The 24,634-nt window shown below is 44.2% G+C and carries 21 protein-coding genes; 19 read left to right on the top strand and 2 right to left on the bottom strand.

The window, feature by feature from the left end; all coding sequences use genetic code 11:
* Positions 1-236: 236 nt before the first annotated feature.
* Positions 237-440 carry a CPXCG motif-containing cysteine-rich protein gene (locus AC6R00_RS23285; RefSeq protein ID WP_004748960.1) on the top strand — a complete coding sequence of 68 codons (204 nt, stop codon included), beginning with the start codon at positions 237-239 and terminating at the stop codon, positions 438-440.
* Positions 441-485: 45 nt separating this feature from the next.
* On the opposite strand, the gene AC6R00_RS23280 is transcribed toward AC6R00_RS23285, so the two are convergent.
* On the bottom strand, positions 486-1,094 hold the full coding sequence (locus AC6R00_RS23280) for a riboflavin synthase subunit alpha (protein ID WP_500642134.1): 609 nt from the start codon (positions 1,092-1,094) through the stop codon (positions 486-488).
* 153 nt (positions 1,095-1,247) lie between these two features.
* On the opposite strand from AC6R00_RS23280, the gene AC6R00_RS23275 reads away from it, so the two are divergent.
* Positions 1,248-2,618, top strand: a complete 1,371-nt coding sequence (locus tag AC6R00_RS23275) for an MATE family efflux transporter (protein ID WP_500642133.1) — start codon at positions 1,248-1,250, stop codon at positions 2,616-2,618.
* A 63-nt stretch (positions 2,619-2,681) separates the two neighbouring features.
* Here AC6R00_RS23275 and AC6R00_RS23270 read toward each other — a convergent pair whose 3' ends face one another.
* Positions 2,682-3,533 carry a DNA ligase gene (locus AC6R00_RS23270; RefSeq protein WP_500642132.1) on the bottom strand — a complete coding sequence of 284 codons (852 nt, stop codon included), beginning with the start codon at positions 3,531-3,533 and terminating at the stop codon, positions 2,682-2,684.
* A 304-nt stretch (positions 3,534-3,837) separates the two neighbouring features.
* Here AC6R00_RS23270 and AC6R00_RS23265 point away from each other — a divergent pair, with 304 nt between their 5' ends.
* The 17 genes from AC6R00_RS23265 (at position 3,838) to AC6R00_RS23185 (ending at position 24,634) form a co-directional block, all read left to right on the top strand.
* Positions 3,838-4,158, top strand: coding sequence for an STAS domain-containing protein (locus AC6R00_RS23265; protein WP_004748956.1), 321 nt, complete (start codon positions 3,838-3,840; stop codon positions 4,156-4,158).
* A gap of 33 nt (positions 4,159-4,191) precedes the next feature.
* Positions 4,192-5,031 (top strand): OmpA family protein, encoded by an 840-nt coding sequence (locus tag AC6R00_RS23260; RefSeq protein ID WP_500642131.1) that lies wholly within the window; start codon positions 4,192-4,194, stop codon positions 5,029-5,031.
* Positions 5,018-7,111, top strand: coding sequence for an SLBB domain-containing protein (locus tag AC6R00_RS23255; protein WP_500642130.1), 2,094 nt, complete (start codon positions 5,018-5,020; stop codon positions 7,109-7,111). Before AC6R00_RS23260 ends, AC6R00_RS23255 begins: the two co-directional genes overlap by 14 nt.
* The gene (locus tag AC6R00_RS23250; protein ID WP_500642129.1) at positions 7,111-7,806 is read left to right on the top strand and encodes a P-loop NTPase family protein; all 696 of its coding nucleotides are present in this window, start codon (positions 7,111-7,113) and stop codon (positions 7,804-7,806) included. The genes AC6R00_RS23255 and AC6R00_RS23250 overlap by 1 nt, the downstream gene beginning before the upstream one ends.
* Positions 7,807-7,814: 8 nt before the next feature.
* Positions 7,815-8,615, top strand: a complete 801-nt coding sequence (locus AC6R00_RS23245; RefSeq protein ID WP_500642128.1) for a phosphate/phosphite/phosphonate ABC transporter substrate-binding protein — start codon at positions 7,815-7,817, stop codon at positions 8,613-8,615.
* Positions 8,616-8,627: 12 nt separating this feature from the next.
* On the top strand, positions 8,628-10,940 hold the full coding sequence (locus AC6R00_RS23240; RefSeq protein WP_500642127.1) for an ATP-binding protein: 2,313 nt from the start codon (positions 8,628-8,630) through the stop codon (positions 10,938-10,940).
* Positions 10,941-10,962: 22 nt separating this feature from the next.
* Positions 10,963-12,432, top strand: a complete 1,470-nt coding sequence (locus AC6R00_RS23235) for a sigma-54-dependent transcriptional regulator (protein ID WP_500642126.1) — start codon at positions 10,963-10,965, stop codon at positions 12,430-12,432.
* Positions 12,413-13,432 carry a glycosyltransferase family 4 protein gene (locus tag AC6R00_RS23230; protein ID WP_500642125.1) on the top strand — a complete coding sequence of 340 codons (1,020 nt, stop codon included), beginning with the start codon at positions 12,413-12,415 and terminating at the stop codon, positions 13,430-13,432. Before AC6R00_RS23235 ends, AC6R00_RS23230 begins: the two co-directional genes overlap by 20 nt.
* A 160-nt stretch (positions 13,433-13,592) precedes the next feature.
* The gene (locus tag AC6R00_RS23225) at positions 13,593-14,798 is read left to right on the top strand and encodes a glycosyltransferase family 4 protein (RefSeq protein ID WP_500642124.1); all 1,206 of its coding nucleotides are present in this window, start codon (positions 13,593-13,595) and stop codon (positions 14,796-14,798) included.
* Positions 14,791-15,969 (top strand): glycosyltransferase family 4 protein, encoded by a 1,179-nt coding sequence (locus AC6R00_RS23220; RefSeq protein WP_500642123.1) that lies wholly within the window; start codon positions 14,791-14,793, stop codon positions 15,967-15,969. The genes AC6R00_RS23225 and AC6R00_RS23220 overlap by 8 nt, the downstream gene beginning before the upstream one ends.
* Positions 15,970-16,011: 42 nt before the next feature.
* Positions 16,012-17,439, top strand: a complete 1,428-nt coding sequence (locus tag AC6R00_RS23215; RefSeq protein ID WP_500642122.1) for a lipopolysaccharide biosynthesis protein — start codon at positions 16,012-16,014, stop codon at positions 17,437-17,439.
* A 47-nt stretch (positions 17,440-17,486) separates the two neighbouring features.
* Positions 17,487-18,833: an O-antigen ligase family protein gene (locus tag AC6R00_RS23210; RefSeq protein ID WP_500642235.1), complete on the top strand. Its 1,347-nt coding sequence runs from the start codon at positions 17,487-17,489 to the stop codon at positions 18,831-18,833.
* A gap of 90 nt (positions 18,834-18,923) precedes the next feature.
* On the top strand, positions 18,924-19,670 hold the full coding sequence (locus AC6R00_RS23205) for an acyltransferase (protein WP_500642121.1): 747 nt from the start codon (positions 18,924-18,926) through the stop codon (positions 19,668-19,670).
* Positions 19,663-20,778 (top strand): glycosyltransferase, encoded by a 1,116-nt coding sequence (locus AC6R00_RS23200; RefSeq protein ID WP_500642120.1) that lies wholly within the window; start codon positions 19,663-19,665, stop codon positions 20,776-20,778. Before AC6R00_RS23205 ends, AC6R00_RS23200 begins: the two co-directional genes overlap by 8 nt.
* On the top strand, positions 20,775-22,199 hold the full coding sequence (locus AC6R00_RS23195; protein WP_500642119.1) for a GumC family protein: 1,425 nt from the start codon (positions 20,775-20,777) through the stop codon (positions 22,197-22,199). The genes AC6R00_RS23200 and AC6R00_RS23195 overlap by 4 nt, the downstream gene beginning before the upstream one ends.
* Before the next feature lie 159 nt (positions 22,200-22,358).
* Positions 22,359-23,450 carry a glycosyltransferase gene (locus AC6R00_RS23190; RefSeq protein ID WP_500642118.1) on the top strand — a complete coding sequence of 364 codons (1,092 nt, stop codon included), beginning with the start codon at positions 22,359-22,361 and terminating at the stop codon, positions 23,448-23,450.
* Positions 23,447-24,634, top strand: coding sequence for a glycosyltransferase family 2 protein (locus tag AC6R00_RS23185; RefSeq protein WP_500642117.1), 1,188 nt, complete (start codon positions 23,447-23,449; stop codon positions 24,632-24,634). Before AC6R00_RS23190 ends, AC6R00_RS23185 begins: the two co-directional genes overlap by 4 nt.

Genomic DNA, 24,634 nt, shown 5'->3' with positions numbered 1-24,634 from the left:
CTTCAATATTTACAACCAGTTACCTCCTATCAATTCATTCGTTGTCAAATATTTTCACTATCAATAGTGAAGCTTAGGGCAACGAATTTTTGTTTTCCTTACCTAAGTCAAACTTTGTACTTAATTCAGGTCTAACAGAAACTTATCCGCTTAAGATTATAGTGTCTACAGGGGCTCTCCTTTCAAAAAGGAGGCAGTTAGGCACTGGTTTTCGATGGGTTGTAAGGAAAGAAGTTATGCGAAAATATACAGAGAAGATGGTTTCATGCCCTCACTGCGGACATTCAATTGGAATTACATTAGATGCTTCAAATGGTAGCCAAAATTTTTACGATGACTGTCCAGCATGTTGTCACGCAATTCACTTAAGTATGACGGTCGACGAGCAGATGGATAAAATAGAACTCCTCGTGGATGCCGATGACGAACAGATTTTCTAAAAAAGCGCCGTAAGGCGCTTTTTTTATATCGATATGATACGAGCACTATGCTCTAGTCGCTAATACTCGCTCTACAGTATCAACTATCGCTTGAGTTTGAGGATCAAACTCAACATTAATTTTATCCCCTACTTTTCTTTGACCAAACAGTGTTCTTTCAAGAGTTTCTGGAATGAGATGCACTGAAAAACGGTTCTCTTCCACCTCACCAATGGTTAAAGAGCATCCGTCCAAACCAATGTAGCCTTTGGCTAACACATATTTGATCATCTCATCTGGAACACTAAACCAAATAGTTCGGTTATTAGGCGTATCAATGACGTCAACGACCTCTCCCATGAGCGAGATATGCCCAGACATTGAATGTCCACCAATTTCATCGCCGAATTTGGCCGCACGCTCAATGTTCACCGATGCCCCGACTTCTAGCTCGCCAAGGTTAGTCAGTGCTAATGTTGCCTGCATTAGATCAAAGTCGATCAAATCGCCATCAATGTTGGTTACTGTAAGGCAACAACCATTGTGTGCAACCGAAGCGCCAATGGCTAATTCCTCACCCATTTCATTCGATAGCTTAACTGTGTGAGTCTGAAATTTATCTTTTTTCTCTATAGCAATGACTTCCGCCATTCCCTGAACAATTCCTGTGAACATCAATCATTTCCGCGAGTTTTTGATGGTGCTTAGTGTGACATTTCTTTATCATCACGCACAATCATTTTCTCTTTTGTTCGCGCGTTTTCAATCACAAAGGATTTTCATTCGAACAACTTGTCATTGTTTCTATTTAGATTTGGAGTTCCCCTTTTGCATCGCTATAAAACAGAAGCCAATACACTAATAAAGCTCGCGACCCCTGTTCTTATCGCTTCAGTAGCGCAAACAGGAATGGGCTTCGTCGATACGGTAATGGCCGGTGGCGTTAGTGCTACCGATATGGCTGCAGTGTCGATTGCTGCAAGCATTTGGCTGCCTTCTATCTTATTTGGTGTAGGGCTGCTAATGGCACTGGTGCCCGTTGTCGCTCAACTCAATGGTTCCGGCAAACAACATAAAGTACCATTTGAGATTCAACAAGGGATCGCAATGGCTCTGCTTATTTCAGTCCCTATTGGTGTCGTATTGCTACAGACCAAATCCATTTTAGGCTTGATGGATGTTGAGCCATTAATGGGTGAGAAAACCATCGGGTACATGCACGCGGTGATCTTTGCGGTACCTGCCTTTTTGCTGTTTCAAGCCTTGCGCAGCTTAACCGACGGTATGTCGCTAACAAAACCCGCTATGGTGATTGGGTTTATTGGTCTTCTGCTGAACATTCCTCTCAACTGGATCTTCGTTTACGGTAAGTTTGGCGCTCCAGCGTTAGGCGGCGTTGGCTGTGGTGTAGCAACCGCTATCGTTTACTGGGTAATGTTCGCAATGTTGCTGTTTTACGTTATAACATCTGAGCGCCTTGCCAAAGTAAACGTATTTGAACAGTTTCATAAACCAAACCTGAAAGCATTGATTCGTTTGTTTAGGCTTGGATTTCCAGTCGCAGCCGCGATGTTTTTCGAAGTAACCCTATTTGCGGTTGTGGCTCTGCTTGTTGCGCCACTAGGGCCATTAGTAGTTGCAGCGCATCAGGTTGCGATTAACTTTTCGTCGTTGGTGTTCATGCTACCAATGAGCGTTGGTGCGGCTACCAGCATTCGTGTTGGGCACCGACTTGGCGAATCTAATGTTGAGGGTGCAACAATCGCTTCAAGAGTCGGCCTGCTGGTTGCAGTCGCATTGGCGCTATTCACCGCCCTACTAACTGTGCTGTTTAGGGAGCAAGTCGCTCTACTATACACAGATAACAAAGCCGTCATTGAGTTAGCACTTCAGCTTCTTCTATTGGCAGCCGTTTACCAAGTAACTGATGCTGTGCAGGTTGTCGCCGCAGGCGCGCTGCGTGGATACAAAGACATGGCTGCGATATTCAACAGGACGTTCATTGCCTACTGGATTCTTGGCTTACCACTTGGCTATATCCTTGCGATGACAGATTGGATTGTTGAACCAATGGGCGCTCACGGATTCTGGATGGGCTTTATAATTGGTCTCTCCTCCGCAGCCATTATGCTCGGTATTCGTTTACGTTGGATGCACAGGCTAAGTGATGAAGTTCAGCTTGAGCTAGCGTCAAAATAAAACAAGCAAAGGCCCACGTAACATGGGCCTTTGATTTATCCAATATTTACTTTAATAGCATGGCTACTCTGGCCGCTCTCTCATATATCTCGCGAATCTAGGAAGACCGCCGCTAGTATAACCGTTATAGCGAAAAGTGATTTTTGATCCAATCTCAGGCGGATTCATTCTTTGTACATCACTGAAACCACTACCTATATAAAACTGCTGCCCTGATTCAAGCTGTACTAGTAACGCCCCCATCTTTCCCTTGTATTTTCCGTTGCCAACTTTATAACCGATGACAAGCGCTTCCGCATCCTGATGCTTTTTCAGTTTTAATAAATCACTGCTGCGACCTGCTTGATATCGACTACATATCTTTCGTAGCATTAACCCTTCACCTTTTGAGCTATCGACAGAATCCAGATAGCTAAATAGCTCTTGCTCATCCAAAATCGGCGTGTGTTCGATGTAACGAATATGATCGCTTTCAAGTGAATTGACTAAATGTACCAGATTGAAGTAGCGCTTCTTATAGTCTCCAGCGGAGTGCGGGACATCAAACAGCATAAACTTAATCTTTTTCCAACCAGCGTCATTGGGTGTCTTGTCGAGGACGGTTTGTTGAACTAAGTGAAAGTTTCCCCGCCCCGCCCACAATTCTCCCTCAAGTGGATAGTCCGGTAGCGTCTCTGTAAACCAGTGCGGGGCTGATATCGGATTACCATTTCGCGTAATCAGCCGGTTACCATTCCAGATTGCACGAATCCCGTCTAGCTTTTCACTTTTCCAGTAGTCTGAAACGTCTATGTTTGACTCATATGATGCGGCAAGCGTTACAGGTAAAAACTCCGCTGCAACGTCTCTTGCTTGTGCGGTTCCCAGCATCGCAGACATTACACTCACAGCGACAAGCGACAGTCTGATATTCATATCAATTATCCATAACTAACAATAAACAAATACTGACTGATATGCAGCGTGACGAGCAAGAATGGCAACTAACCCTTTCGAGCGACTTCTAACTGTGAGTTAAATAACGGAACACGTTATTACATTGGAAAATGACCAACTTACCACTTAGTTCAGCTTAATTTTATTGATTGTCATTTTGAGATTATGAATTTCTCATTTTGAGAAAAGCTCATGAATAAGTTCTATATCGTTGAATTTTATGACAATAAAATTTGGCACATTATCTGCTCTATCCATATCAACACACCGAGGAGATAAAATTATGGAACTTCGTAAAATTGAAACTAACGACACAATCGTAACTTGGGTTATCAACGGCAATCTCGATGCGGATGGCAGTCGACATGCTCAACCACACATCGACGAAATTCTTGCTGAAAATTCTTCTCGCGAGATAGAAATCGATTTCAGCCAAGTTCAATTTCTCGATTCGTCTGGCGTTGGCGCTATCGTTTACCTCTACAAACGTCTTGTCGAACGTCAACGCAATATGCGTATCGAAAACGTCTCTGGTCAACCATTAGAGATTATGAACTTGCTCAGAATTAACCAAGCTATACCGGTTAACTCTCAAACTCACTAATAAAAATAATAAACACTAACAAAGGACGTTGGCATGAACTTCTCTATCAAACACATAGCCCTAGCTGTATCTATAGCATCCGTTGTTGGATGTTCTAGCTACCCAGAAGAAGGGCGTGGCGGAATGGGTGAAAGCTACATTCAATCCAATTTCACCCCTGTTATGCCGGATGAGCCGCTTGGCCCTGAACACGGTCTGCGTTTCGACTGGCAACTGACAAAACTTCATTTAGACTCCCTGATTCGAGAAGGCGCTCGCTGGTGCTTTCCTGCTGCCGTGGTACAGGCACTTGAAAAACAAAATCGAATTGCCCGAGAACTGGAAGGTGGACTTCTGCTAGATGCAGCCAATGATATTGTTATTCAGCGTAAGCGACTGAATGAGCTTGAGCTGCAACTCGACTACGTGACCTCACAAGCCAAATGCGTCCCGCCAATGGACGAGAATGCATTTCAACAACGCTTAGCGATGATTGATAAGTTATACAACCTGCTCAATGTCGACAACCAGTTCGCATTTAATTCAACGGAAGTGAACCCAAAGTACATGGGACACTTGGCACGAGCAGCGAATATTTTGAATGAAAATAATAGTCTTAATCTCAAAGTCACTGGTCATGCAGATTCCGTTGGAGATGTTCAATACAACCAGAAACTGGCCATGGGTCGAGCCAAACAAGTGAAACGCTACCTGATTATCTTTGGGTTGAATCCTTCAAGAGTAGAGACACAATCCGTTGGTGACACACTTCCTCTTTATGACGGCGAGTCGGAAGGTGTACGCCTTACCAACCGCCGAGTAAGTATTGAAGTGGTTGATACACAAGAACAAGCTGAGCAGCGTTTGCAAGGAGGTTACAATGAAATGGACTAACTATATTGCCCTATTCCTACTAACCTCACTTATCTCCTTTGCTCAAGCAAGTGAAGAACGTGTGCAGATTGGCGACCTTATTCAAGTAAACCTTCCTGGGGAGTCATCATTAAACAAAGGTTTTCAAGTTGATAAACGTGGCCGAATTACACTACCTGAAGTCGGCGCCCTATATGTTGCTGGTTATAGCGAAATCCAATTAGAGCAAGCGGTGAAAGATGCGTTAGAAAAGGTGTACCGTGATTTGTCTTCTGCGTCTGTTTACATTGCAGAACAACAAATCCTTGTCTCTGTCCAAGGTTACGTTAACTCACCTGGCGAGTATACCTTGTCTAAGACCTCTGATATCCAAATGGCTATTCACGCCGCAGGTGGTCTTCGCGCGGGTGCCCAGTTGAACAACCTCTTCATAAAACGTGGTAAGGAAAAGATTAAGTTTAACTACAAAACCTTTTTAGATACGGGTGATGAAAGCTTACTGCCTGAACTCGAGTCACTCGATACCATCTTTATCCCTGCTTCACCGCTAGTAGGTAATATTGAGCAGGAGTTTGACGCTAACAAACTTGCTAATGCCGGTGACAGCGCGGATGGGCGAACTGCGATTAAAGTTTTTGGTGAAGTTAATGCGCCGGGTTCATTCAGTTTTAAAGCAAACACCGACCTCGTTGATGTCATTATGCGTGCAGGTGGCGTAACTCGCTATGCATCCGTTGAACAAATCCGAGTCATCTCTGACAACACACCTAAGCTATTCAACCTTAAAACCTACCTTGATAGTGGTGATGTATCGCTGTTGCCAACACTAACACCTGGCACAACGATTTTTGTTCCTAAGCAAGAAGAAGAGATCAAAGCGGGCGCTAATGTTGTTTACATCATGGGTGAAGTTGCAAGTCCCGGTGCTTATGAAGGAAAGAAGAACGCATCGTTTATGGATATTCTCGCCAATGCTGGTGGTCCCACACGTTATGCAGAATCTCGTCAAATTCGCGTTATCAAAGCCAATGGCAAAGTGATCAAGTTTGACTTGACTGCTTTCACCGAAGGCCTAACTCGTAGAAGTCCACCAGCAATCGGCCCAGGTGACGCGATTTTCGTTCCTGAAAAAACCGATATGAATGAGAAATCTTGGTTGAAAATAGCACCTAACCGCGCAGTTAGTGTTATCGGTGAGGTTGTTCGCCCAGGTCGCGTAGAATGGTCAGATGAAATGGATCTAATGGATTTGCTCTCTCATGTTGGAGGCCCTACGCTACGAGCTGACACCTCAAAAATCGAGGTCGTGACAGCGGGTAACAAGTTACATATCTTTAATCTGGACGAGTTCATATTAAACGGTGCACCTCACAGCGAACTGCCAAACATATCTGCTGGTGCTATCGTTCGCGTGCACGATCTTCCACAAGATCCATCGGATAATAAGTCTCAGTGGGTACGTCAGAGCTCAGATGCCTCTATCTATGTATTCGGTCAAGTGAATGCTCCGGGTCGATACCGCTTTACCAAAGATATGCACTTCCTCGATATATTGTCGGCGGCCGATGGCCCAACCAAAGACGCTGATATTCATAACATCCGTATTACCCATCGCGATAAAACCTATTCAAAAGTGAGCAAACTTAACCTGTCACTTTACTTTGAAACAGGAGATGAAAGCCTGCTGCCAAATGTGACTATGGGTGACACTATTTACATCCCTGAAAAAGACAAAATCTGGCTAGACCGCTCGAAGGAATCAACGGTGCGTGTACTAGGTGCAGTCAATAACCCAGGCCGATATGTCTTTGACGATAACATGACAGTGCTGGATCTACTCGCGGAAGCTGGCGGTCCGTCAGAGCGTGCCTATCTAGAGAAGATCTCGATTGTGAACATGTCTTGTTGTCAGGGACAAGCCAGAACATTTGACCTAATTGATTTCAGTAAAACAGCAAACATTTACAAGCTGCCAGTACTGCGTGCTGGTGACACCATCTACGTACCAGATCGTAACGAAAGCTTTCTTGAAAAAGCACGTGTTGGTTTAGAAGACATTTTGCGCCTAACGACCACCATCGTTCTAATAGGAGCTCTGTAATGATTATTCCTGCGACCCATACAGAAATAGAGCAAATCTATCTAGCGGCAGAGATGAGTGAAAGCCGCTCAATATGTATAACGGCATGTCAATCTGGTGACGGCGTCACTTCTGTAGTCGCAGCGCTTGCAGAAAGATATCTCCTTGCGGGTCACAGAACCTTAGTCGTCGATCTCAACACATTCCATCCAGCTTTCGAATGTATAGATATTTCGCCAAACGGTGATGACAACGTTGGCCTGCTTGTTGAGCACGCCTCAACGCACCAAATGTTTACCGGGTTAACTGTCCCGAATAACCAGTCGGCATTGTTGGCATATAAAGACCCTGCAAATTTGAAAAGCGCTGTAACTCAATGGCTGACGCAATATGACCGAGTGATTTGCGACACCTCTCCATTACTTCATGTCAACAGAGGTAACATTCCTGCGCAAGTTGTCGCGAGTGCTTGTGACCAGACAGCACTGGTTATCATGGGTGGGAAGACATCTTCAGGCCAGTTAGAGAAAGCCATGCAGTTTATCGACAACCCATCGATATCATTACTTGGCTCAGTACTAAACCTCAAAGAACAAGCGACGCTCGCACAAGAAATTGTTCGCGAAATGAACCGACTTAAGTTTATTCCTAAGTCGTGGCGCGAAAAGTGGGCAGGCAAAATCTTGACCAATGAATTTCTGGCTCAGTCAGCATAGGAGTTGCAATGAGAACGACGATATTTGCGTTATTTACCCTCTTGCTATCAACAGTTACCTTTGCCGACACTATCACGTTTGGTGTCGTTCCCCAGCAATCCGCAAGTCGACTCGCCAAACAATGGGGGCCACTGATTGACTCTCTTAAAATGCAAACGGGTTACGAGATCACTTTCGCCACAGCACCAAACATTCCGGAGTTTGAAAAACGTTTATCTAAAGGTGAGTATGACTTGGCTTACATGAACCCTTATCACTACACAGTGTTTAGTGAACTAAGCGGGTATAAAGCGATAGCGAAAGCTAAGAACAAGCAGATTAAAGGGATAATCGTGGTAAGGAAATCAAATGACTATCAATCTCTTGAAGATCTACGAGGCCAAACCCTTGCCTTTCCTTCACCTGCTGCTTTTGCGGCTACCGTGCTAACACAAAGTGATTTGAAAAATGCCAATGTAGAATTCGAACCTGACTATGTCTCTTCTCACGATTCTGTCTATCTCTCGGTAGCGAAAGGCTTCTATCCAGCAGGTGGTGGCGTGATGAGAACGTTCAACTCATTGCCAGACGTCGTCAAATCGCAGTTGGAACCCATCTGGACCACCAAACCTTACACGCCGCACGCTATTGCTCACCATCCAAGAATGACAAATGAGCAAGTAAGTGTCATTCAGAATGCGTTAGTTTCCCTGCAAAAGACCCCTCAAGGTGAGAAACAGCTCAAGTCTCTAAATATAAAGGGGTTTGAAGTTGCAATTGATTCAGATTGGGATGACGTCAGAGCACTAAATATCACAATTCTTGAGTAACTGGAGGCAGTTATGACATTGCGTTCGAAGACAATATTGGGTATCGCCGTTATTGAAATAACCGTACTCGTTATTCTAGTGTTGAGTGCCATGAGTTTTCTTTCTGATTCTAATGAGAAGCAGCTGCTACAACGTGCCAACTCAAGCGCTGTCATGTTTTCTCATGCAGCAAAAGATGCTGTGTTATCAACTGACATCGCAACATTAGAGGATCTTGTTCAAGAATTTATGACTTTAGAGGACGTCGCCTACGTACGTGTGCTTCGTGATGACAAAGAGATGGCGTGCGCAGGTGATAAACAACTCCTTCAGCGCGCAATGCTCAGTGACCAATCATTGCAAAGCGTCAAAGACGGGATTTTCGATTTGCGCACCCCAATTGAAAGCAATGGCACTGTCTATGGCTACGTAGATATTGGTTTTGAGACCCACCCCATCAAGGCAATGTTGGATGAAGCGCAAAAGGCAATCGTTAGTATTGCGACCATTGAAGTGGTATTAGTTGCTATTTTCTCCTTTATCCTAGGAACCTATCTGACACGCAACCTTTCGCGTTTGACTGCGGCCGCAAACAGAGTCGGTGAACATGGTCCCGGATTCCAACTGCACGAACATTCGAAGGATGAACTTGGTGAAGTGACCAAAGCATTCGATCAAATGTCAGCCAAACTGGAGAGAGACTATCAAGTCCTCACCGAAGCAAGAGAAGGTGCAGAGCAAGCCAATGATTCTAAAAGTCGCTTCTTGGCCTCAATGTCCCACGAGATTCGAACACCAATGAACGGTGTTCTCGGCATTTTAAATATTCTTGAAGAAACAAAGCTCACCGATGAACAGAAAAAACTGGTTAACACCGCGACCGAATCTGGACATTTCTTGTTGTCAGTCATTAATGACATTCTTGATTTTACAAGAATGGAATCTAATACCCTGATTTTAGAGGACAAACCGTTCGATTTCCGTCACTGCGTTGAAAGTGTCGTTGATTCATTCTCTCCTACTGCATCCAGCCAAAACTTAATACTTCATTGCTATATCGAAGGTACGGTACCAAGTAAGGTCAGTGGTGACAAAAATCGAGTTAAACAGATCCTGCTGAATTTGATTGGTAACGCGATTAAATTTACCCATGAAGGGAGCGTCACGATAAAAGTCCGCTGTGAAGATAACACGCAAAACAAAGCCAAAATCGTTTGTCAGATTCAAGACACTGGGATTGGAATTAGCAAAAGTGCTATCGAGTACTTGTTTGATGAATTTACGATGGTTGACCAAACCTACTCTCGAAGTAAAGAAGGTTCTGGTCTTGGTCTGGCAATTTGCCGACGCCTGTGTAATCTCATGGAAGGCGACGTTAGTGTAGAAAGTGAGCCGGGAATCGGAAGTACCTTCACTTTTGATATTACTCTAGCGATTGCCGATGACCTAATTACTTCACCGCCTTGCGAGCCCAAACGCCAAGAGTTGCTCCGTCCTGACGCCCGTATCCTAGTGGCTGAAGACAACAAAGCAAATCAGCTAGTCATTCGCGAAATGTTTAAACGTGTTGGGCTTTCAATCGATATTGCAGAAAATGGTAAACAGGCCGTCTCTATGGTGCAAGAGTATCAATATGACCTGATATTTATGGATATCTCGATGCCGGAAATGGATGGGATGGAAGCTTGCCAAGCCATTCGACATCTAGAAGATGAGCATACGTCAGGGTTACCTATTCTTGCACTGACAGCTCATTCACTCGCAGGTGATAAAGAGAAGTTTCTTGCTTCAGGTATGGACGATTACTTGTCGAAACCACTCCGATTATCACAACTAGTTGAAAAAATTAATCTATTCTTAAATAACGATAGACATGAGGATGAAGCTCAAATATTAGAGTTGTCGCAATTGAATGAGCAACATAATACATATAAAAAGATACAACAGAACTTGAGTAATCAACGTAAGGAAACGGCGAGTTTGGAACTAGTAGACGAACAAATTTTACAACAAATGATCGAAGATACGAGCGCAGACGTTATCCCTCTTCTTATCGATCATTACGTTGAAGAATCGGAGCAGCGCCTGACGAAAATTTATCAGGCCATGGATGAAAAAGACAAAGAGACGTTAGAATTTGAGGCTCATACATTGGGCAGCTCTGCATTAGCTCTGGGTAACCGAACATTGTCTAATCTCGCGAGAAAGATCGAACACATGTGTTTGGATGGTCAGCAGGAACAAGCATTCACCTTTAAGCAAGAACTGGAACACCTCGCCCAACAATCATTGCAAGCACTGGAAGAGCGCAAACAACAAGGGTTCAGCGAACCGACACAACTATAAAGGCTTAAGATAGGACATCGTAATGAAACCAAAAGTATTACTTATTGAAGACTCAACTTCGCTTGCGATTTTGTACAAGCAGTATGTAAAAGATGAGCCTTATGACTTGTTTCACGTTGAGACAGGTCGAGAAGCCATCGCCTTTATTGAAAGAAACGTTCCCCAACTGGTAATACTAGACCTCAAATTACCCGATATGGATGGAGAACAGATACTCGATTGGATCAATGACAATCAGGTTCCGACATCGGTTGTTATCGCGACCGCGCATGGCTCTGTCGATCTCGCGGTTAACCTTGTTCAAAAAGGGGCTAAAGACTTTCTCGAAAAACCAATCAACGCCGACCGTTTGAAAACATCCATTGCGCTGCATCTTCAACAAGTCAAGCTTGAACACCTTGTCGAAGATATTGAAAGCAAGTTCGACAGAAATCGCTTTCATGGTTTTATTGGCTCAAGCTTACCTATGCAAGGCGTCTATAAGATCATTGACTCAGTCGCGCCCACAACAGCCAGCGTGTTCATTGTTGGAGAAAGCGGTACCGGTAAAGAAGTCTGCGCCGAAGCTATTCACAAAGAAAGTAAACGCAAAGATAAGCCGTTTGTCGCCATCAACTGTGGCGCCATTCCAAAAGACCTAATGGAAAGTGAGATATTTGGTCATGTCAAAGGTGCATTTACTGGTGCGACTGCAGACAGAAAAGGCGCGGCATCAATGGCTAATGGCGGAACGCTGTTTCTCGATGAGCTTTGTGAGATGGAATTAGAGATGCAGAAGAAGCTTCTGAGATTCCTACAAACCGGTACCTTCACCCCGCTCGGCGCAAACAAAGAAATGAAGGTCGACGTCCGTATTATCTGTGCAACTAACCGAGATCCTTTGGTTGAAGTTGAAGAAGGACGATTTAGGGAAGATCTCTATTATCGTGTCCACGTCGTTCCACTTGATATGCCACCTCTTAGGGAGCGCGGCAATGACATCCTTACTTTAGCAACGCACTTCCTTAAACTTTATGCCAAAGAAGATGGGAAAAAGTTCAACGCTATTCATCGCGATGCGGAATCAACATTGAAGCGTTACACTTGGCCCGGTAACGTCCGCCAATTGCAAAACATTGTACGCAACATTGTGGTACTTAATGACGACAGTCATCTACGACTGGATCATTTACCGGATCAGGTAACAACGAGTCGCAAATTGAAATCTAGCGTTTCACCTAAACCCGCGCCCGCTGTAACGCCTCCTCCACCTCCATCCAGTGAGGAAGCGTTGCAAGGCCACACTATTCAACCAATCTCAGCCAATTCGCAAGCAGATAAACCTGTCACTATCCGACCAATGTGGCAAATCGAACGAGAAGCCATTCAGCAAGCCATTGACTATTGTGATGGTAACGTTCTCAACGCCGCTGTGTTATTGGAGTTAAGCCCTTCAACGGTTTATCGCAAAAAACAAGCTTGGGAAGCAGAAGATGAGCAACAACTCGTCTGATGAAGTTTGGCTGGTTATTGATAGCTTAACTTTTGGTGGTATTGAAACTCATGTGCTTGAGCTTGCTAAAGGGCTCAAGCAGTTTCAAGTTCCAGTGACGGTACTATTTCTTTGCACATACCCTCAAAGACAACTACTTGAAGAAAAGCTTAAAGCCAACCAAATTCCTACTAAGCATCTAGACGGTGATGGCAATAGCTATTTCAAAACACTGCTTCATCTCGTTCGGATGCATAGACCTGCCCTTTTACACGCACATGGATACAAGGCAAGTATTACAACTAAGCTGATTCATTTGTTAACGGGTGTAAGACAGATTTCAACCTACCATGCGGGCGAGACTCCTTCGGGCAAGGTATGGTTGTATGACTTTATTGACCGCTTCACTTCGTTTGTTTCAAATCACTCGATTGCTGTTAGTGACAAAATTGCTGAAAAACTTGTTTCTAGAACGGTTTGTTTTAATAACTTCATTGATACAAGGGAAACTCAGCATTCTAAGGGACAGCAGATCGCTTTTGTCGGTCGACTCAGCCACGAAAAGGGACCAGACAGATTTATCGAGCTAGCTAACGCGAATAACCAACTCAAGTTCGATATCTATGGTTCAGGTGTTCTCGAAGATGAACTCAAACAACTTGCGACTGATAATGTTCGCTTTCACGGTCATCAGAACAACATGAATGCCATTTGGCCCAATGTTGGTGTTTTGGTCATTTGCTCTCGATATGAAGGCTTGCCAATGACAGCGTTAGAGGCGATGGCACGCGGCATACCCGTCTTCTCTCTGAAGGTCGGGAACATGCCCAGCTTAATTAATCATCAAACAAACGGATATTTGGTCAATAACATCGCTGAGTTAGGCTTGGCTTTAACCACTTTCCTTACCCAGAATGAAAAACAAACAGCCCAATTAAAACAACAGGCAGTCGAAACCATAGAGCAGAGTTATTCTCAATCAGCGGTCATTCCCCAGATACTCGAGCTGTACTCAATCTGATTGTCAAATTGAGAAATAATCTTCCCCAAATTCAAGGAAGCTATAAAATCACAATAAAACAACAACTTAAAAACCACCTCTAATTGGCACTCCATTTGCGTTATCTAACTCAATAAACCTATTAATCCGTTTTTTGAGAAAGTTACGTAAGGGGGCGACCATGAAAAAGAAGATTCTATTTGTACATTATGGTGATGATTGGATTCGAGGCAGTGAGAAATGTCTACTTGATCTGATTAAGTACATGCGTAATCGCAGCTACGAAGCATTCGTCTGGACAAACAATCGTGAGCTTTCAAAACAACTAGAACTGTTTAATATTCCAAACGAACTCGACAGTTTCCCACTGTTGCTCGGTTGGAAAGCACCTAAGTTCAATGTATCAAGCTGGCTCGGCCTCATTGACTATGGAAAAGAATTAATTGAACGAGAGGAAATTGACCTCGTTCACGTCAACAGCGGCGCTCCATGCCAATGGATGTTAGCGGCTGCGCGTCTGAAAAAAGTCCCTTTGGTGACTCAACTGCACTGCCCTTATCCTGCAAGAGACAGACTTACTCTCGGGTTGCACCTATCCCCGCATATTATCTCTGTAAGCAACTATGTTGCACAATCTATTGTGCGAGACGGATACCCAACGGAGAAAGTCTCAGTGATTCACAATGGTATTGATACCGCTGCGCTTACCGCACAAGAAAAAGTTGATGTGCGCCAAGAGCTTAACATTCCAAGTCAAGATTTCATATTCGCTACGGTCGGGTCCCTGATCCACCGCAAAGGCGTCGATCGAATCATGACGGCAATGCGCCATGTCGTTCTAGAGTACCCAAACGTGAGCCTTGTTGTCATTGGGGATGGTTCGATGATGGATAAGCTGCAACATCAAGCTGAATATCTACACCTTGCTGAGCGCATTCATTTCGTGGGAGAGCAAACCAATGTCGTTGGATGGTTAAAAGGATGTGATGCTTTCATAAGTGGCGCTCGCAGTGAAGCCTTTGGCCTCGCTGTTGCAGAAGCAACTCTAGCTAAAATTCCTGTCATCGCGCCCTTCGAAGGTGGAATCCCTGAGTTTATCTCACATGGTAAAACAGGGGTACTTTATCCAAATCATGGAGTTGGTCCTATCGCAAAATCTATGCGTATTTTGGTCAACAATCCGCAGCTTTGCAGCAAACTAGGGCTAGCGGGCTACGAGCATATCACTAAGCATTATGATCTCTCCGTCAGTTGCCGAAAAATCATCAATGTTTATCGTGACTTACTTGAACAGCCGTTTGTCTCAGAGCGTTCGATCTTCAGCACTTTTTCACCAATTAAGACCTACGTAGCGAATCGCCTTTCACTAGGAGGTCAGCATGGCTAACAAGAACAAAACATTGATATTTGACCCCATCACGTTCAAAGGTGGTTCTAAGATCGCGACCAGTGACGCGCTTAATGTTTGCCGAATCGCCAGCAATGAATTTATTGTGTTGACCGTTGACCCAGAGTTCTGGAAAGCGACTGAGTTCTATGCCAAACACAATGTCACTTTACGTAAAGTTTCCGCGGTTTCTTGGCTGATGAAAAAGCATAACGGTGCCTTCTACTGGTTAAACCAACTCTACCTTTTGCTCATTATGCTCAAAACCTTGGTGATGGAACGCGGTATAGCCAAAATAGTGGGAGCTTCCGGTCCTGGAATCGACATGCCAATGTACTTGCTTAAAGCCTTCTTAAACATTGAAGTCACCCAATTTATCCACGGTAATGTGGGGCTATCACGCTCTATCGGCTACTGCCTGACAATAGCCGATGCAGTTTTCTATTTGCCATCTACTCGCAAAAGTCTAAAGGTTGCTCTTGAAGCCTATCTTCAACACGCAACCAAGATTGAAGATACCTCAGCCTTGGCGGAAAGCTATTTAAAATCCTCCAGCTATCAATCATTTGTCAATGGCATCCCTGCGCAGCGTTGGCCTACAGAATGTCAGAAGAGTGTGCCTATCTGCTTCTGGGCCGCTTCGCTGTTAAAATGGAAAGGTTTAGATACGCTTATACAAGCCTGCAAACTTGCCGCTCGCTGTAAACCTATTGCGCTTAATGTTTGCTTTATTCGTCCCGTCGACACCTGTCTACCAGTGTCTATGGCGCCAGTGTTACTAAAGCACACAGAATGGTACGAAGATCCTGACAATCTTGATGAAATCAGAAGCCAGTCCAACATCTTTGTCTCTACCAGCTGTAATGAGCCCTTCGGTCTTTCAATCCTTGAAGCATTAGCCGCCGGTATGTGCGTAGTGATCCCACAAGACGGCTCCTTTTGGGATCAGCAATTAACACACAATGAAAATTGCATCAAGTATCAACCAAACAACGCAGATTCATTGTGTGATGCACTGCTTTACGCAACGAACGATAGCCAAGCATTTGAACGTTGCTGCACAAAAGCACGAGTCGTCGCTGAACAATACAAAGCTGAATACCGCTATCAGAGATTTGCGCAGCATATAAACGGTGACATTGTCACATCAATGATTCGTGCTTGTGACTAGGGTCTTTTGACCGAAAAATGGATAACTGATTGGAGATTCGCTATGAACACAGAACATATTAAAAGCATTAGCCTATACGCCGTCAGCTTGTTCTTAATTAAAGGTGTATCCTTGTTCACATTGCCTTTGATGGCACACTACTTATTGCCATCTCAAATCGGCCACTTAGAGCTACTAGGCGTCACGACCGTGTTTTTCAGCCTCATCGTCGGTCTCGCCATGCATGAAAACCTTTATCGCTTTATCGGCACAGTCAGTAGTAAAGTCGTTAGAAAGAGAAAGGCATCTCAACTGTACAGCGCAACACTTCTTCTCTCTATGTCTCTTAGCGTTTTGTTGCTCATAGGTTACTACTTATTGCCTTTCAAAGCGGATTCGAACACTCATGAACAAGTCCTATTTATTGCGTTGGTCCTCTGCTATGAAGCTCCTTTAGCGATAAGTCTAGCGTGGTTGAGGCTGCACAATCAGGCAGGGTTGTTTTTTAAGATTTGTGTCAGCACTGTTATTGCCCAAGTGTCATTACTTATCATTGCGTTATTACATAAGCCTGATGTGACGTTGATATTCGCGCTTAACGTCATTTGCACATTCGTACAGTTTCTGTTTCTTCATATCTATATCAACTTCCCGCTTATGCTGCCTAACAAAGAGCGCATGAAACGATACATTCGATACTCGGCACCGTTAATGTTATCTGGGGTTGTTGCTTTCGGATTAAGTGGCGCAGAGAGATGGTTGATTGCAGGAGCAACAAACTTAGAAACTTTGGGTATGTATGCTATCGCAGCTAAGTTTGCGTTGGCTGTCGGTATCCTAATTCAACCTTTCCATATGTGGTGGATGCCAAAAAGATTTGAGGCAATGGACAACAAAGGCGCCGGTTACGTCGCCAATGTCACGACGCAAGGCATGGTATTGTTGTGCGTCATTTCGGTTACCGTCGCTTGGTTAAGCCAAATTTTTATTACAATCGCCCTACCCGAATCCTACCAACCCGCGGTCGCTTTGGTAGGTATGACCATTACTATGATGCTTTTCAAAGAGCTCGTTGAGCTGACGAACTTCGGTATTTTGTACAAGAAAAATACCACTCAACTGTTATATATCAACGTTACATCAACAGTTTTAGCCTTCATCGTTTGCTTCGCTTCCATAGAGTCAGGTATAGAGGCAATACTTTGGGGACTGATTGCTGGGCAGCTTTGCCGTTTCGCTCTCACCATTTGGTTTAGTCAACAAGCGCACTACCTCGCTTATCCGTCGAGCAACATTTTTGCCCTTCTGATGCTGACTGCACTATTTCTTTTAACCAGCCGTTACCACCAAAATATAGAAGTTTCGGCATTAATGTTGCTTCTTCAACCCTTAGGTGTCGTTGCTTTTGCAATTCGCTTTAAATTGATCTCGGGGGTTTCTTTGAAGAGCTTAACTCATACCGTCAATAACTACCTTGGTAAGTCACTATGAACAGTGTCAACCAAGCTAGTGCTAACAGAGCTGCGCCAATCTTGTTCATGACATTGCTTAGCTTTGGATTAGCAATGCTATGGTACGTGGTGCCTCACCCTGCGATTGTGTTGGTTTTATGTTTTGTTCCCTTAGGTGCTCTGTTTGTACTCAATCAAACATTTTGGCTTGTTAGCTTATTCGTTTTGTTTTCTTTCTTTCGCATTCATGAAGCTATTCCAGCTCTCTACTCGCTCAAGATCCCACTATTGCTCTCATTAGGCGCTCTTTCTGCGCTCATGTGGCATACATTAGTAAGCCGACAGTTACAAACGTTCTGGCACCCAAGTATGACGTGGTTAGCCCTGTTTTGGGGGCTAGTGGTTATTGGCGTTGTACTCTCATCAAATCCAGGTATCGCCATTACCTACTTTAAGAATATCTACTGGAAAATCATTGTCATGACACTGGCAATCGCCTGGTTAGTTAATACGGAAGACGCCGTTCGAAAAATAGCGACGCTAATTATTTTGGCTGGCGGGCTCATTGCCGTCGTTGCTTTATATAATTCGTCAGCAGGCATCGGATTGGTGGAAGGCACTCGAGTGACCATAGGTCGCCAACTTGGTTCTGTTCTTGGTGACCCAAATGATTTGTCGCTCGTGTTGATGTTCCCTCTCGCGTTCGCCATTAGCTTCGCAACGACTAAAGGAATTGGCTTTTCACGCATTCTAGGAATCGTAGGGCTTGTTCTCGCAATGGCTGCTGTCATCGCGACTCAAAGTCGTGGCGGGCTATTAGGCTCAGTCGCCGTATTTGGTATTTTCGGTCTGCGACTCATCCGCTCAAAATCACTACTCATTTTCATCGGAGTCATTGGTTTAGCGGTTTTATTTGCGGTCGCTGGTATTTCAGATCGACAATCCGGTGGCGCTGCAGAAGAAGGTATCGATGCATCCGCAATGGGTCGTCTGTATGCGTGGGAAGCAGCATTCAAGATGGCACTGGATAATCCCTTCAGTGGTGTTGGTCTTAATAACTTCTATTCAAATTACTACTACTACAGCTCTCATTGGGACGGGCTCAACCACGCTGTACACAGTACATGGTTTGGTGTTCTGGCAGAGATGGGCTTCCTTGGCCTGATCGTCTTCATCGGTATCATCATTTCATTGATTAAAACCAGTAGGCAAACACTTTCAATTCTGGCTAAGTTAAAGGACTCTGTATCTCCGTATCTGACCGCCACGGCGCTTGCCGTCTATGCTGGCGTAATAGGTACTGTTGTCTCTGGTACCTTCCTTACTCAAGGCTTTACCTGGCCAATTTACATACTTGCTGCGCTATGTATTGCCATCTCTCGAATTACTCAAAAACGTTCTCAATTTGAGAATCTTAACAAGACGAAAGAATAACTAGACTTATCTCATTGTTTTTACTTAATTTATATTTTGGCACGTTACGTGAAATAGTCTCTGCATAATTCAAATGTAAGGGACGCAATCATGTTGGCTCAGCAATTAAACCACTTCAAAGTTTGGCTACAACACAATGAGAATCCTGCGTATCGCAAATTGTTTCTCATTTTGAAAGCAATTCGCGCATGCGATATTCCTACTCCCAAACTATTTAATAAGTTCGTTGGTCTACTCTACTCTGCATTTAGCTCTGTATGGGGAAACCTTTTACGCGTTTCAGTACACACTCCCGCCTTTAAAGGGCGACTATCAAAATACGGCAGAGGACTTTACCTGTTTGGTGGTGTGCCTTTTGTCTCTGGTCCCTTAACTATCTCCTTAGGCGATGATTGTCGTATTTCAGGACAAACTACTTTTAGTGCTCGACCTCAATCTGACAATCCTCAGCTCATTGTTGGTAGCAATGTTGATATCGGCTGGCAAAGCACATTCGCAATCGGCCATAAAATCGTGATTGGTGACAATGTTCGCATTGCTGGTCGAGCTTTTCTCTTTGGTTACTCAGGTCACTCTTTAGATGCGGCTATGCGGGCAAAAGGTTTTGGAGATCTAGATTGCGATGTCGGCGATATAATTCTCGAAAACGATGTCTGGCTTGGCACCAACGTGACGGTTTGCCCAAATGTCACTATTGGTGAAGGCACTATCGTTGGCACCGGAAGTGTTGTTACCAAAGATCTCCCTCCCTATGTGGTAGCAGCAGGCAATCCAGCAAGAGTGATTCGTTCACTTGCTAACACTTCAACTAGTAATGAGGAGAACCGTCATGCGTGATCTTATTGTTTTCGGTGAAGACTTCGGCGGTTTGCCATCAAGTACTCAACACCTAGTAATTCGTTTGGCTAAGCAGCGTAAAGTGCTGTGGGTAAATTCGATTGGCCTGCGTCAGCCTAAACTTACGATGCACGATTTCAAGCGAGCAGCGAACAAGCTGTTAGGTAAAAGTAAGGGGGGCTTTAGTCGCCAAAACGCACAACCGTCAAATATCAGTGTCGTTAACCTAAAAACGATTCCAGCACCTCGTTCTTGGTTCGCACGTCAAATAGCGAAAACGATGATCTGCTCTCAGTTGAAACCCGTGATTAAAAAGCTTGGCTTAAATAAGCCCATCTTATGGAGTTCGCTTCCGACGACTGCTGATCTGTGTGGAACACTGGGTGAATCTGCCATTGTTTATTATTGTGGCGATGATTTTTCATCTCTTGCAGGTGTTGACCACGACGTAGTGGCAACACACGAAAGCAAACTTGTCGAACATGCAGATTTAATTCTCGCGGCGAGTGCAAAACTACTGACTAAATTTCCTCAGTCTAAAACACACTATCTTCCTCACGGGGTCGATACACATCTATTCAGCACTCCAGTGAGTCGTGCCATCGACTTACCTTCAGCAGAAAATAGAATCGCTGGTTTCTATGGCAGTTTGTCTAACTGGTTAGATTATGAACTTATTGAGCGGGTGTGTTTAGCTAACCCCACTTGGCAGTTTGTGTTTATCGGTCCATTGGAACTGCCGGCTAATCCTTTGCCAAAATTACCGAATGTTCACTACCTTGGCCCGAAACCTCACAGTGAACTGCCAAGTTACAGCCAACATTGGGATGTTAGCCTATTGCCATTTAGATCTAATGGGCAAATCGCCTCATGCAGCCCGTTAAAACTGCTTGAGTATTTAGCAGCAGGAAGTTCGGTTATTGCGACGCCCTTCCCTGCACTTTCTCCATACAGAGAGCAAGTCAACGTAGTAACTAACGCTAAGCAGTTTACTGACGCCTTAAATGGCCTAGATTTAGATTCAAGCATTGGTGAACAGCAATCTCTTGCATCGGAAAGCTGGGATGCTCGTACAGTTAAGCTTAATAGTATGTTGGAGTCATTATGAATGAACTAAAAATGAGGTTCATCGTCATACTCAACTCGGCATGGCGACAACGCTACGTAATCGTAGTACCTATTCTCATCCTTCCTTTTGTTGGCTACTTTATTGGAAAAGTCGCACCAACAAATTACGTATCTCATACTTCTATGCTGATACAGGAAACGGCGAAGATGAACCCTTTCCTAGAGGACATCGCCGTCTCAACGATGCTAAAAGAACGGCTCAATGCACTCAGCACCTTGCTTAAAAGTCGTCATGTATTAACGGCTGTCGCGAAAGAGCATGGTTTGATAGATGATACGATGGCTCCTGCAGAGCGAGATTACATCATAAGTAAACTTTCAAGCAGCCTTACTGTGACTCAACCAGGCAAGGATTTTCTGAAGATTTCGTTAACGGCCCCTAATCCTTCAGGGATGAAAGAGCTGTTGGAGTCGATAAGCGAGCACTTTATAGAGCAGCTGCTTGCTCCTGAACGCTCTTCGATTGAGGATTCATCCGAATTCCTCGCGATTCATATAGAAAAGCGCAGAGAAGAGCTGGATATTGCTGAGAATGAGTTGGCGGACTTCAAAAATCGCTACGCTTCCGTCACGCCAGAAATGCAAAGTCAAGCACTAGGTAGGCTCGCGTCTTTGAAACAAAGCTACGCGGAGAAAAAAGCCGAGCTTGCGGGTGTAGAACGAAGCTTAGGCTCGCTCGATCAACAACTGTCTAAAACAAATCCAGTAGTCGGTAAAATTGAAGATCAGATCATCGAAATTCGCAGCGAGCTGACGCTTCTTAAAGCGAAATACACGGAAAGCCACAGTGCCGTTCAAGGTAAAGAACGTGAGTTACGACGCTTAGAGAATGAGCGTTCTATCTTGCTACAAATGGAACAACCGAACATCAGTAGTGATCAGCTATGGGACATCGCTAGTAGCAACAAGCTCAAAGATCTTGGTGAAGTGCAGCCCTTACTGGTAACCCAACTCCAAAGTTTGCAATTAGTCCGTGGCCGCTATGAATCATTGACTGAAGAGACTAAAAGTCTCAAAGAAATGATCGCCCGATTAGAACAGGAAGCCAATAGCTTTGGTGACAACGCGAAAACAATGCACCGCCTAGTGAGAAATGCGGAAATTAAACGTCAGCTCTACGATGAATTGATTCAACGTTACGAGATGGCGCAGTTAACCGGATCGTTAGGTGTATTCGAGCAAAACAAACGAGTCAAAATCATCGACCTTCCTTATACTCCGAGTCGACCTGCTAACCTTCCTGCGATTATTTTTGTCATCGCTGGGTTAGTTGCTGGCATCGGATTGGGTGCAGGTGTTGCAATCCTTATAGAGCTGTTTGACTCTTCGATTAGACGTAAGGAAGAGATTGAGGTGATCACAAATGCGCCTGTGATTACTCATATACCTCGGATCCGTTGACCCTAAGATTAAGCCTTATCAATCATAAAGATTTTCAAATTGATTATCAGGTTGAGAACTTACCCCAAAAACACGTAAGACACTGAAATTTAATAACTTAAAATCTGGCACACTATGTGCTCTTACTAACTTAAAGGAATTAATCGTTTAGGAGTTAGTATGAGCACACCTTGCAAAACAATCATCCATGTGGTCCAACACCTCTCTCCTGGTGGTCTAGAGGCGCTAGCTCTCAATATGCTTACATTTTCTAACCCACAACAGAAAGTGCTCATCATTAGCCTAGAAGGGACTAAACAGGAATCCATCTCAAAGTGGTCGAAACTTGAAGCCGTAAAGAACCAACTTATCTTCTTGAACAAACCATCGGGATACAGTGTTAAAACTTTGGTTCAGCTGTTCAGATTATTCCGCACACTCAAACCTAGCGTTGTCCATACTCATCATATTGGCCCCATCCTTTATGGTTCGATAGCCGCAAGACTGGCAGGCGTTAAGGCGAGAATCCACACTGAACACGATGCATGGCATTTGACTAACGAGAAACATCGCTCTCTACAAAGCTTTGCTTTAAAAATTGCGAAACCAAGTATTGTTGCCGATGCGGCTTTAGTCAGAGAGCAAATTCACCGTCACTTCGACTATAAAGACGTCACGGTGATCAAAAACGGCATCGATTGTGAGCAGTTCACAACTGGCTCTAAACATCTGGCTCGCCAAGTTGTTGGACTTCCTGTTCGCAGGACGATTATTGGTAGCGCTGGACGCCTTGAAAAAGTCAAAGGTCACGATGTGCTGATTGATGCAATGACCTTACTACCGAATCACATTGAACTGGTAATTGCAGGCGAAGGTAGCCAAAGGAAAAAGCTCGAAGCACAAGTGAAAGAACTTGGCATTAACCATAGAGTCACCTTTTTAGGTCTTGTCGATGACATGGTTCGATTCTATCAAGCATTGGATCTGTTCTGCCTTCCCTCACGTAGTGAAGGCTTCCCACTTTCAACATTAGAGGCTCAATCATGTGACATTGTCACTTTAGCAAGTAACGTGGGAGCTACAGGTGAGACACTCTGCCCAATTACAGGGAGCCTATTTGAGAGTGAAAACCCGCAAGCACTCGCTGCTAGTCTCATCACAGCTCTTGAGCAACACCACACTGACTCTCCGCGTGACTTTGTACTTCATAACAATGACATCAGAGACATGATGAGAGCCTACGAAATGTTGGCAGAGGAGAAAAGCGCATGATCGATTTACTACTCTCAATATTATTTGTGGTTAGCTGCCTTTTGGTTATCTATCACCATGTTGGTTACCCAGCACTACTTTCTTGGTACTCGAAGCAGCATCCTTTTAAAACGATAAATCACCGTAGTCGTGGATTCAAGAGTATTAAAGGAGACAGAGCTTGCGCGACAATCACGATTTTGGTTCCCGCATTCAATGAGGAGCAATGGATCGCAGACAAAATTCGTAATCTGTCTTCGCTCGATTATCCAAAAAACAAATACAAGGTCATTATTGCCTGCGATGGCTGCACCGACAACACAGTCTCAATAGCCGAGCAAACCATCCAAGAAGCGATCTGCTCAGACACTCACTTCGAGATCAGAGCGTTCGATACCAATCGTGGCAAAGTCGCTGTCGTCAACGAACAGATGAAGACCATAACAAGCGACATTACTGCTTTGAGCGATGTGTCTGCTCTCATTTCAATTGATGCACTATGGGTAGCTAACAAACACTTTCATAGTAAAAAAGTAGGCGTGGTCAATGGCTATTACCAGTTGTTCAATCCGGGTAACGAAGGCGAAGCATGTTATTGGCAATATCAAAGCAAAATCAAAATGCGTGAAGCAACACTTGGCTCAACATTAGGTGCACATGGAGCATTTTACCTGTTCAGAACTCATCTATTTGAATCAATGAGCACGGACACTATCAATGATGACTTTATGATTCCTATGTCGATCGTTCGTCAAGGTTACATAGCAGAATATGAACCTCAGATGGTGGCTCTAGAAATGGAGGCGACAAATGATAAAGACGACTTTAGCAGAAGACTACGTATTTCCGCAGGAAACATGCAACAAGCAATCAAACTTTGTGAAATGTTTTTACCAAAGTACAGAGGCGTTGCCTTCGCATTCTTTTCAGGAAAAGGATTAAGACTCATCACCCCTTACCTACTGATATTCTGCTTAATCAGCTCAATTGTCATGATGGACAACCCGCTCTTTATGGCAGCATTGATCGCCCAAATCGCGCTCTATTCATTAGCAGTACTTAGTCATCAATTGCCATACATTTTTAGTCATAAAGCCTGCAAACTGCTGCTTTATATCGTTGCAGGTCACTGTGCAAATTTCATAGGTGGTATGCGTTACCTATTCGGTCTTGAATCAGGAAAATGGTCTCGCGTAGGCCAATAA

The organism is Vibrio sp. R10-SF1-ISO8 (genome assembly GCF_059833805.1).
Note: the sequence above shows the minus strand (reverse complement) of the source record. Positions and strands in the feature narration are given on the sequence as shown.

What these genes read in the sequence shown, in the direction of transcription:
- AC6R00_RS23270 (WP_500642132.1), bottom strand. Translation starts at nt 3,533, where the DNA reads ATGAATATCAGACTGTCGCTTGTCGCTGTGAGTGTAATGTCTGCGATG.
- AC6R00_RS23190 (WP_500642118.1), top strand. Translation starts at nt 22,359, where the DNA reads ATGAGCACACCTTGCAAAACAATCATCCATGTGGTCCAACACCTCTCT.
- AC6R00_RS23265 (WP_004748956.1), top strand. Translation starts at nt 3,838, where the DNA reads ATGGAACTTCGTAAAATTGAAACTAACGACACAATCGTAACTTGGGTT.
- AC6R00_RS23200 (WP_500642120.1), top strand. Translation starts at nt 19,663, where the DNA reads ATGCGTGATCTTATTGTTTTCGGTGAAGACTTCGGCGGTTTGCCATCA.
- AC6R00_RS23255 (WP_500642130.1), top strand. Translation starts at nt 5,018, where the DNA reads ATGAAATGGACTAACTATATTGCCCTATTCCTACTAACCTCACTTATC.
- AC6R00_RS23240 (WP_500642127.1), top strand. Translation starts at nt 8,628, where the DNA reads ATGACATTGCGTTCGAAGACAATATTGGGTATCGCCGTTATTGAAATA.
- AC6R00_RS23280 (WP_500642134.1), bottom strand. Translation starts at nt 1,094, where the DNA reads ATGTTCACAGGAATTGTTCAGGGAATGGCGGAAGTCATTGCTATAGAG.
- AC6R00_RS23260 (WP_500642131.1), top strand. Translation starts at nt 4,192, where the DNA reads ATGAACTTCTCTATCAAACACATAGCCCTAGCTGTATCTATAGCATCC.
- AC6R00_RS23215 (WP_500642122.1), top strand. Translation starts at nt 16,012, where the DNA reads ATGAACACAGAACATATTAAAAGCATTAGCCTATACGCCGTCAGCTTG.
- AC6R00_RS23205 (WP_500642121.1), top strand. Translation starts at nt 18,924, where the DNA reads ATGTTGGCTCAGCAATTAAACCACTTCAAAGTTTGGCTACAACACAAT.
- AC6R00_RS23245 (WP_500642128.1), top strand. Translation starts at nt 7,815, where the DNA reads ATGAGAACGACGATATTTGCGTTATTTACCCTCTTGCTATCAACAGTT.
- AC6R00_RS23195 (WP_500642119.1), top strand. Translation starts at nt 20,775, where the DNA reads ATGAATGAACTAAAAATGAGGTTCATCGTCATACTCAACTCGGCATGG.
- AC6R00_RS23250 (WP_500642129.1), top strand. Translation starts at nt 7,111, where the DNA reads ATGATTATTCCTGCGACCCATACAGAAATAGAGCAAATCTATCTAGCG.
- AC6R00_RS23185 (WP_500642117.1), top strand. Translation starts at nt 23,447, where the DNA reads ATGATCGATTTACTACTCTCAATATTATTTGTGGTTAGCTGCCTTTTG.
- AC6R00_RS23285 (WP_004748960.1), top strand. Translation starts at nt 237, where the DNA reads ATGCGAAAATATACAGAGAAGATGGTTTCATGCCCTCACTGCGGACAT.
- AC6R00_RS23220 (WP_500642123.1), top strand. Translation starts at nt 14,791, where the DNA reads ATGGCTAACAAGAACAAAACATTGATATTTGACCCCATCACGTTCAAA.
- AC6R00_RS23210 (WP_500642235.1), top strand. Translation starts at nt 17,487, where the DNA reads ATGACATTGCTTAGCTTTGGATTAGCAATGCTATGGTACGTGGTGCCT.
- AC6R00_RS23235 (WP_500642126.1), top strand. Translation starts at nt 10,963, where the DNA reads ATGAAACCAAAAGTATTACTTATTGAAGACTCAACTTCGCTTGCGATT.
- AC6R00_RS23230 (WP_500642125.1), top strand. Translation starts at nt 12,413, where the DNA reads ATGAGCAACAACTCGTCTGATGAAGTTTGGCTGGTTATTGATAGCTTA.
- AC6R00_RS23225 (WP_500642124.1), top strand. Translation starts at nt 13,593, where the DNA reads ATGAAAAAGAAGATTCTATTTGTACATTATGGTGATGATTGGATTCGA.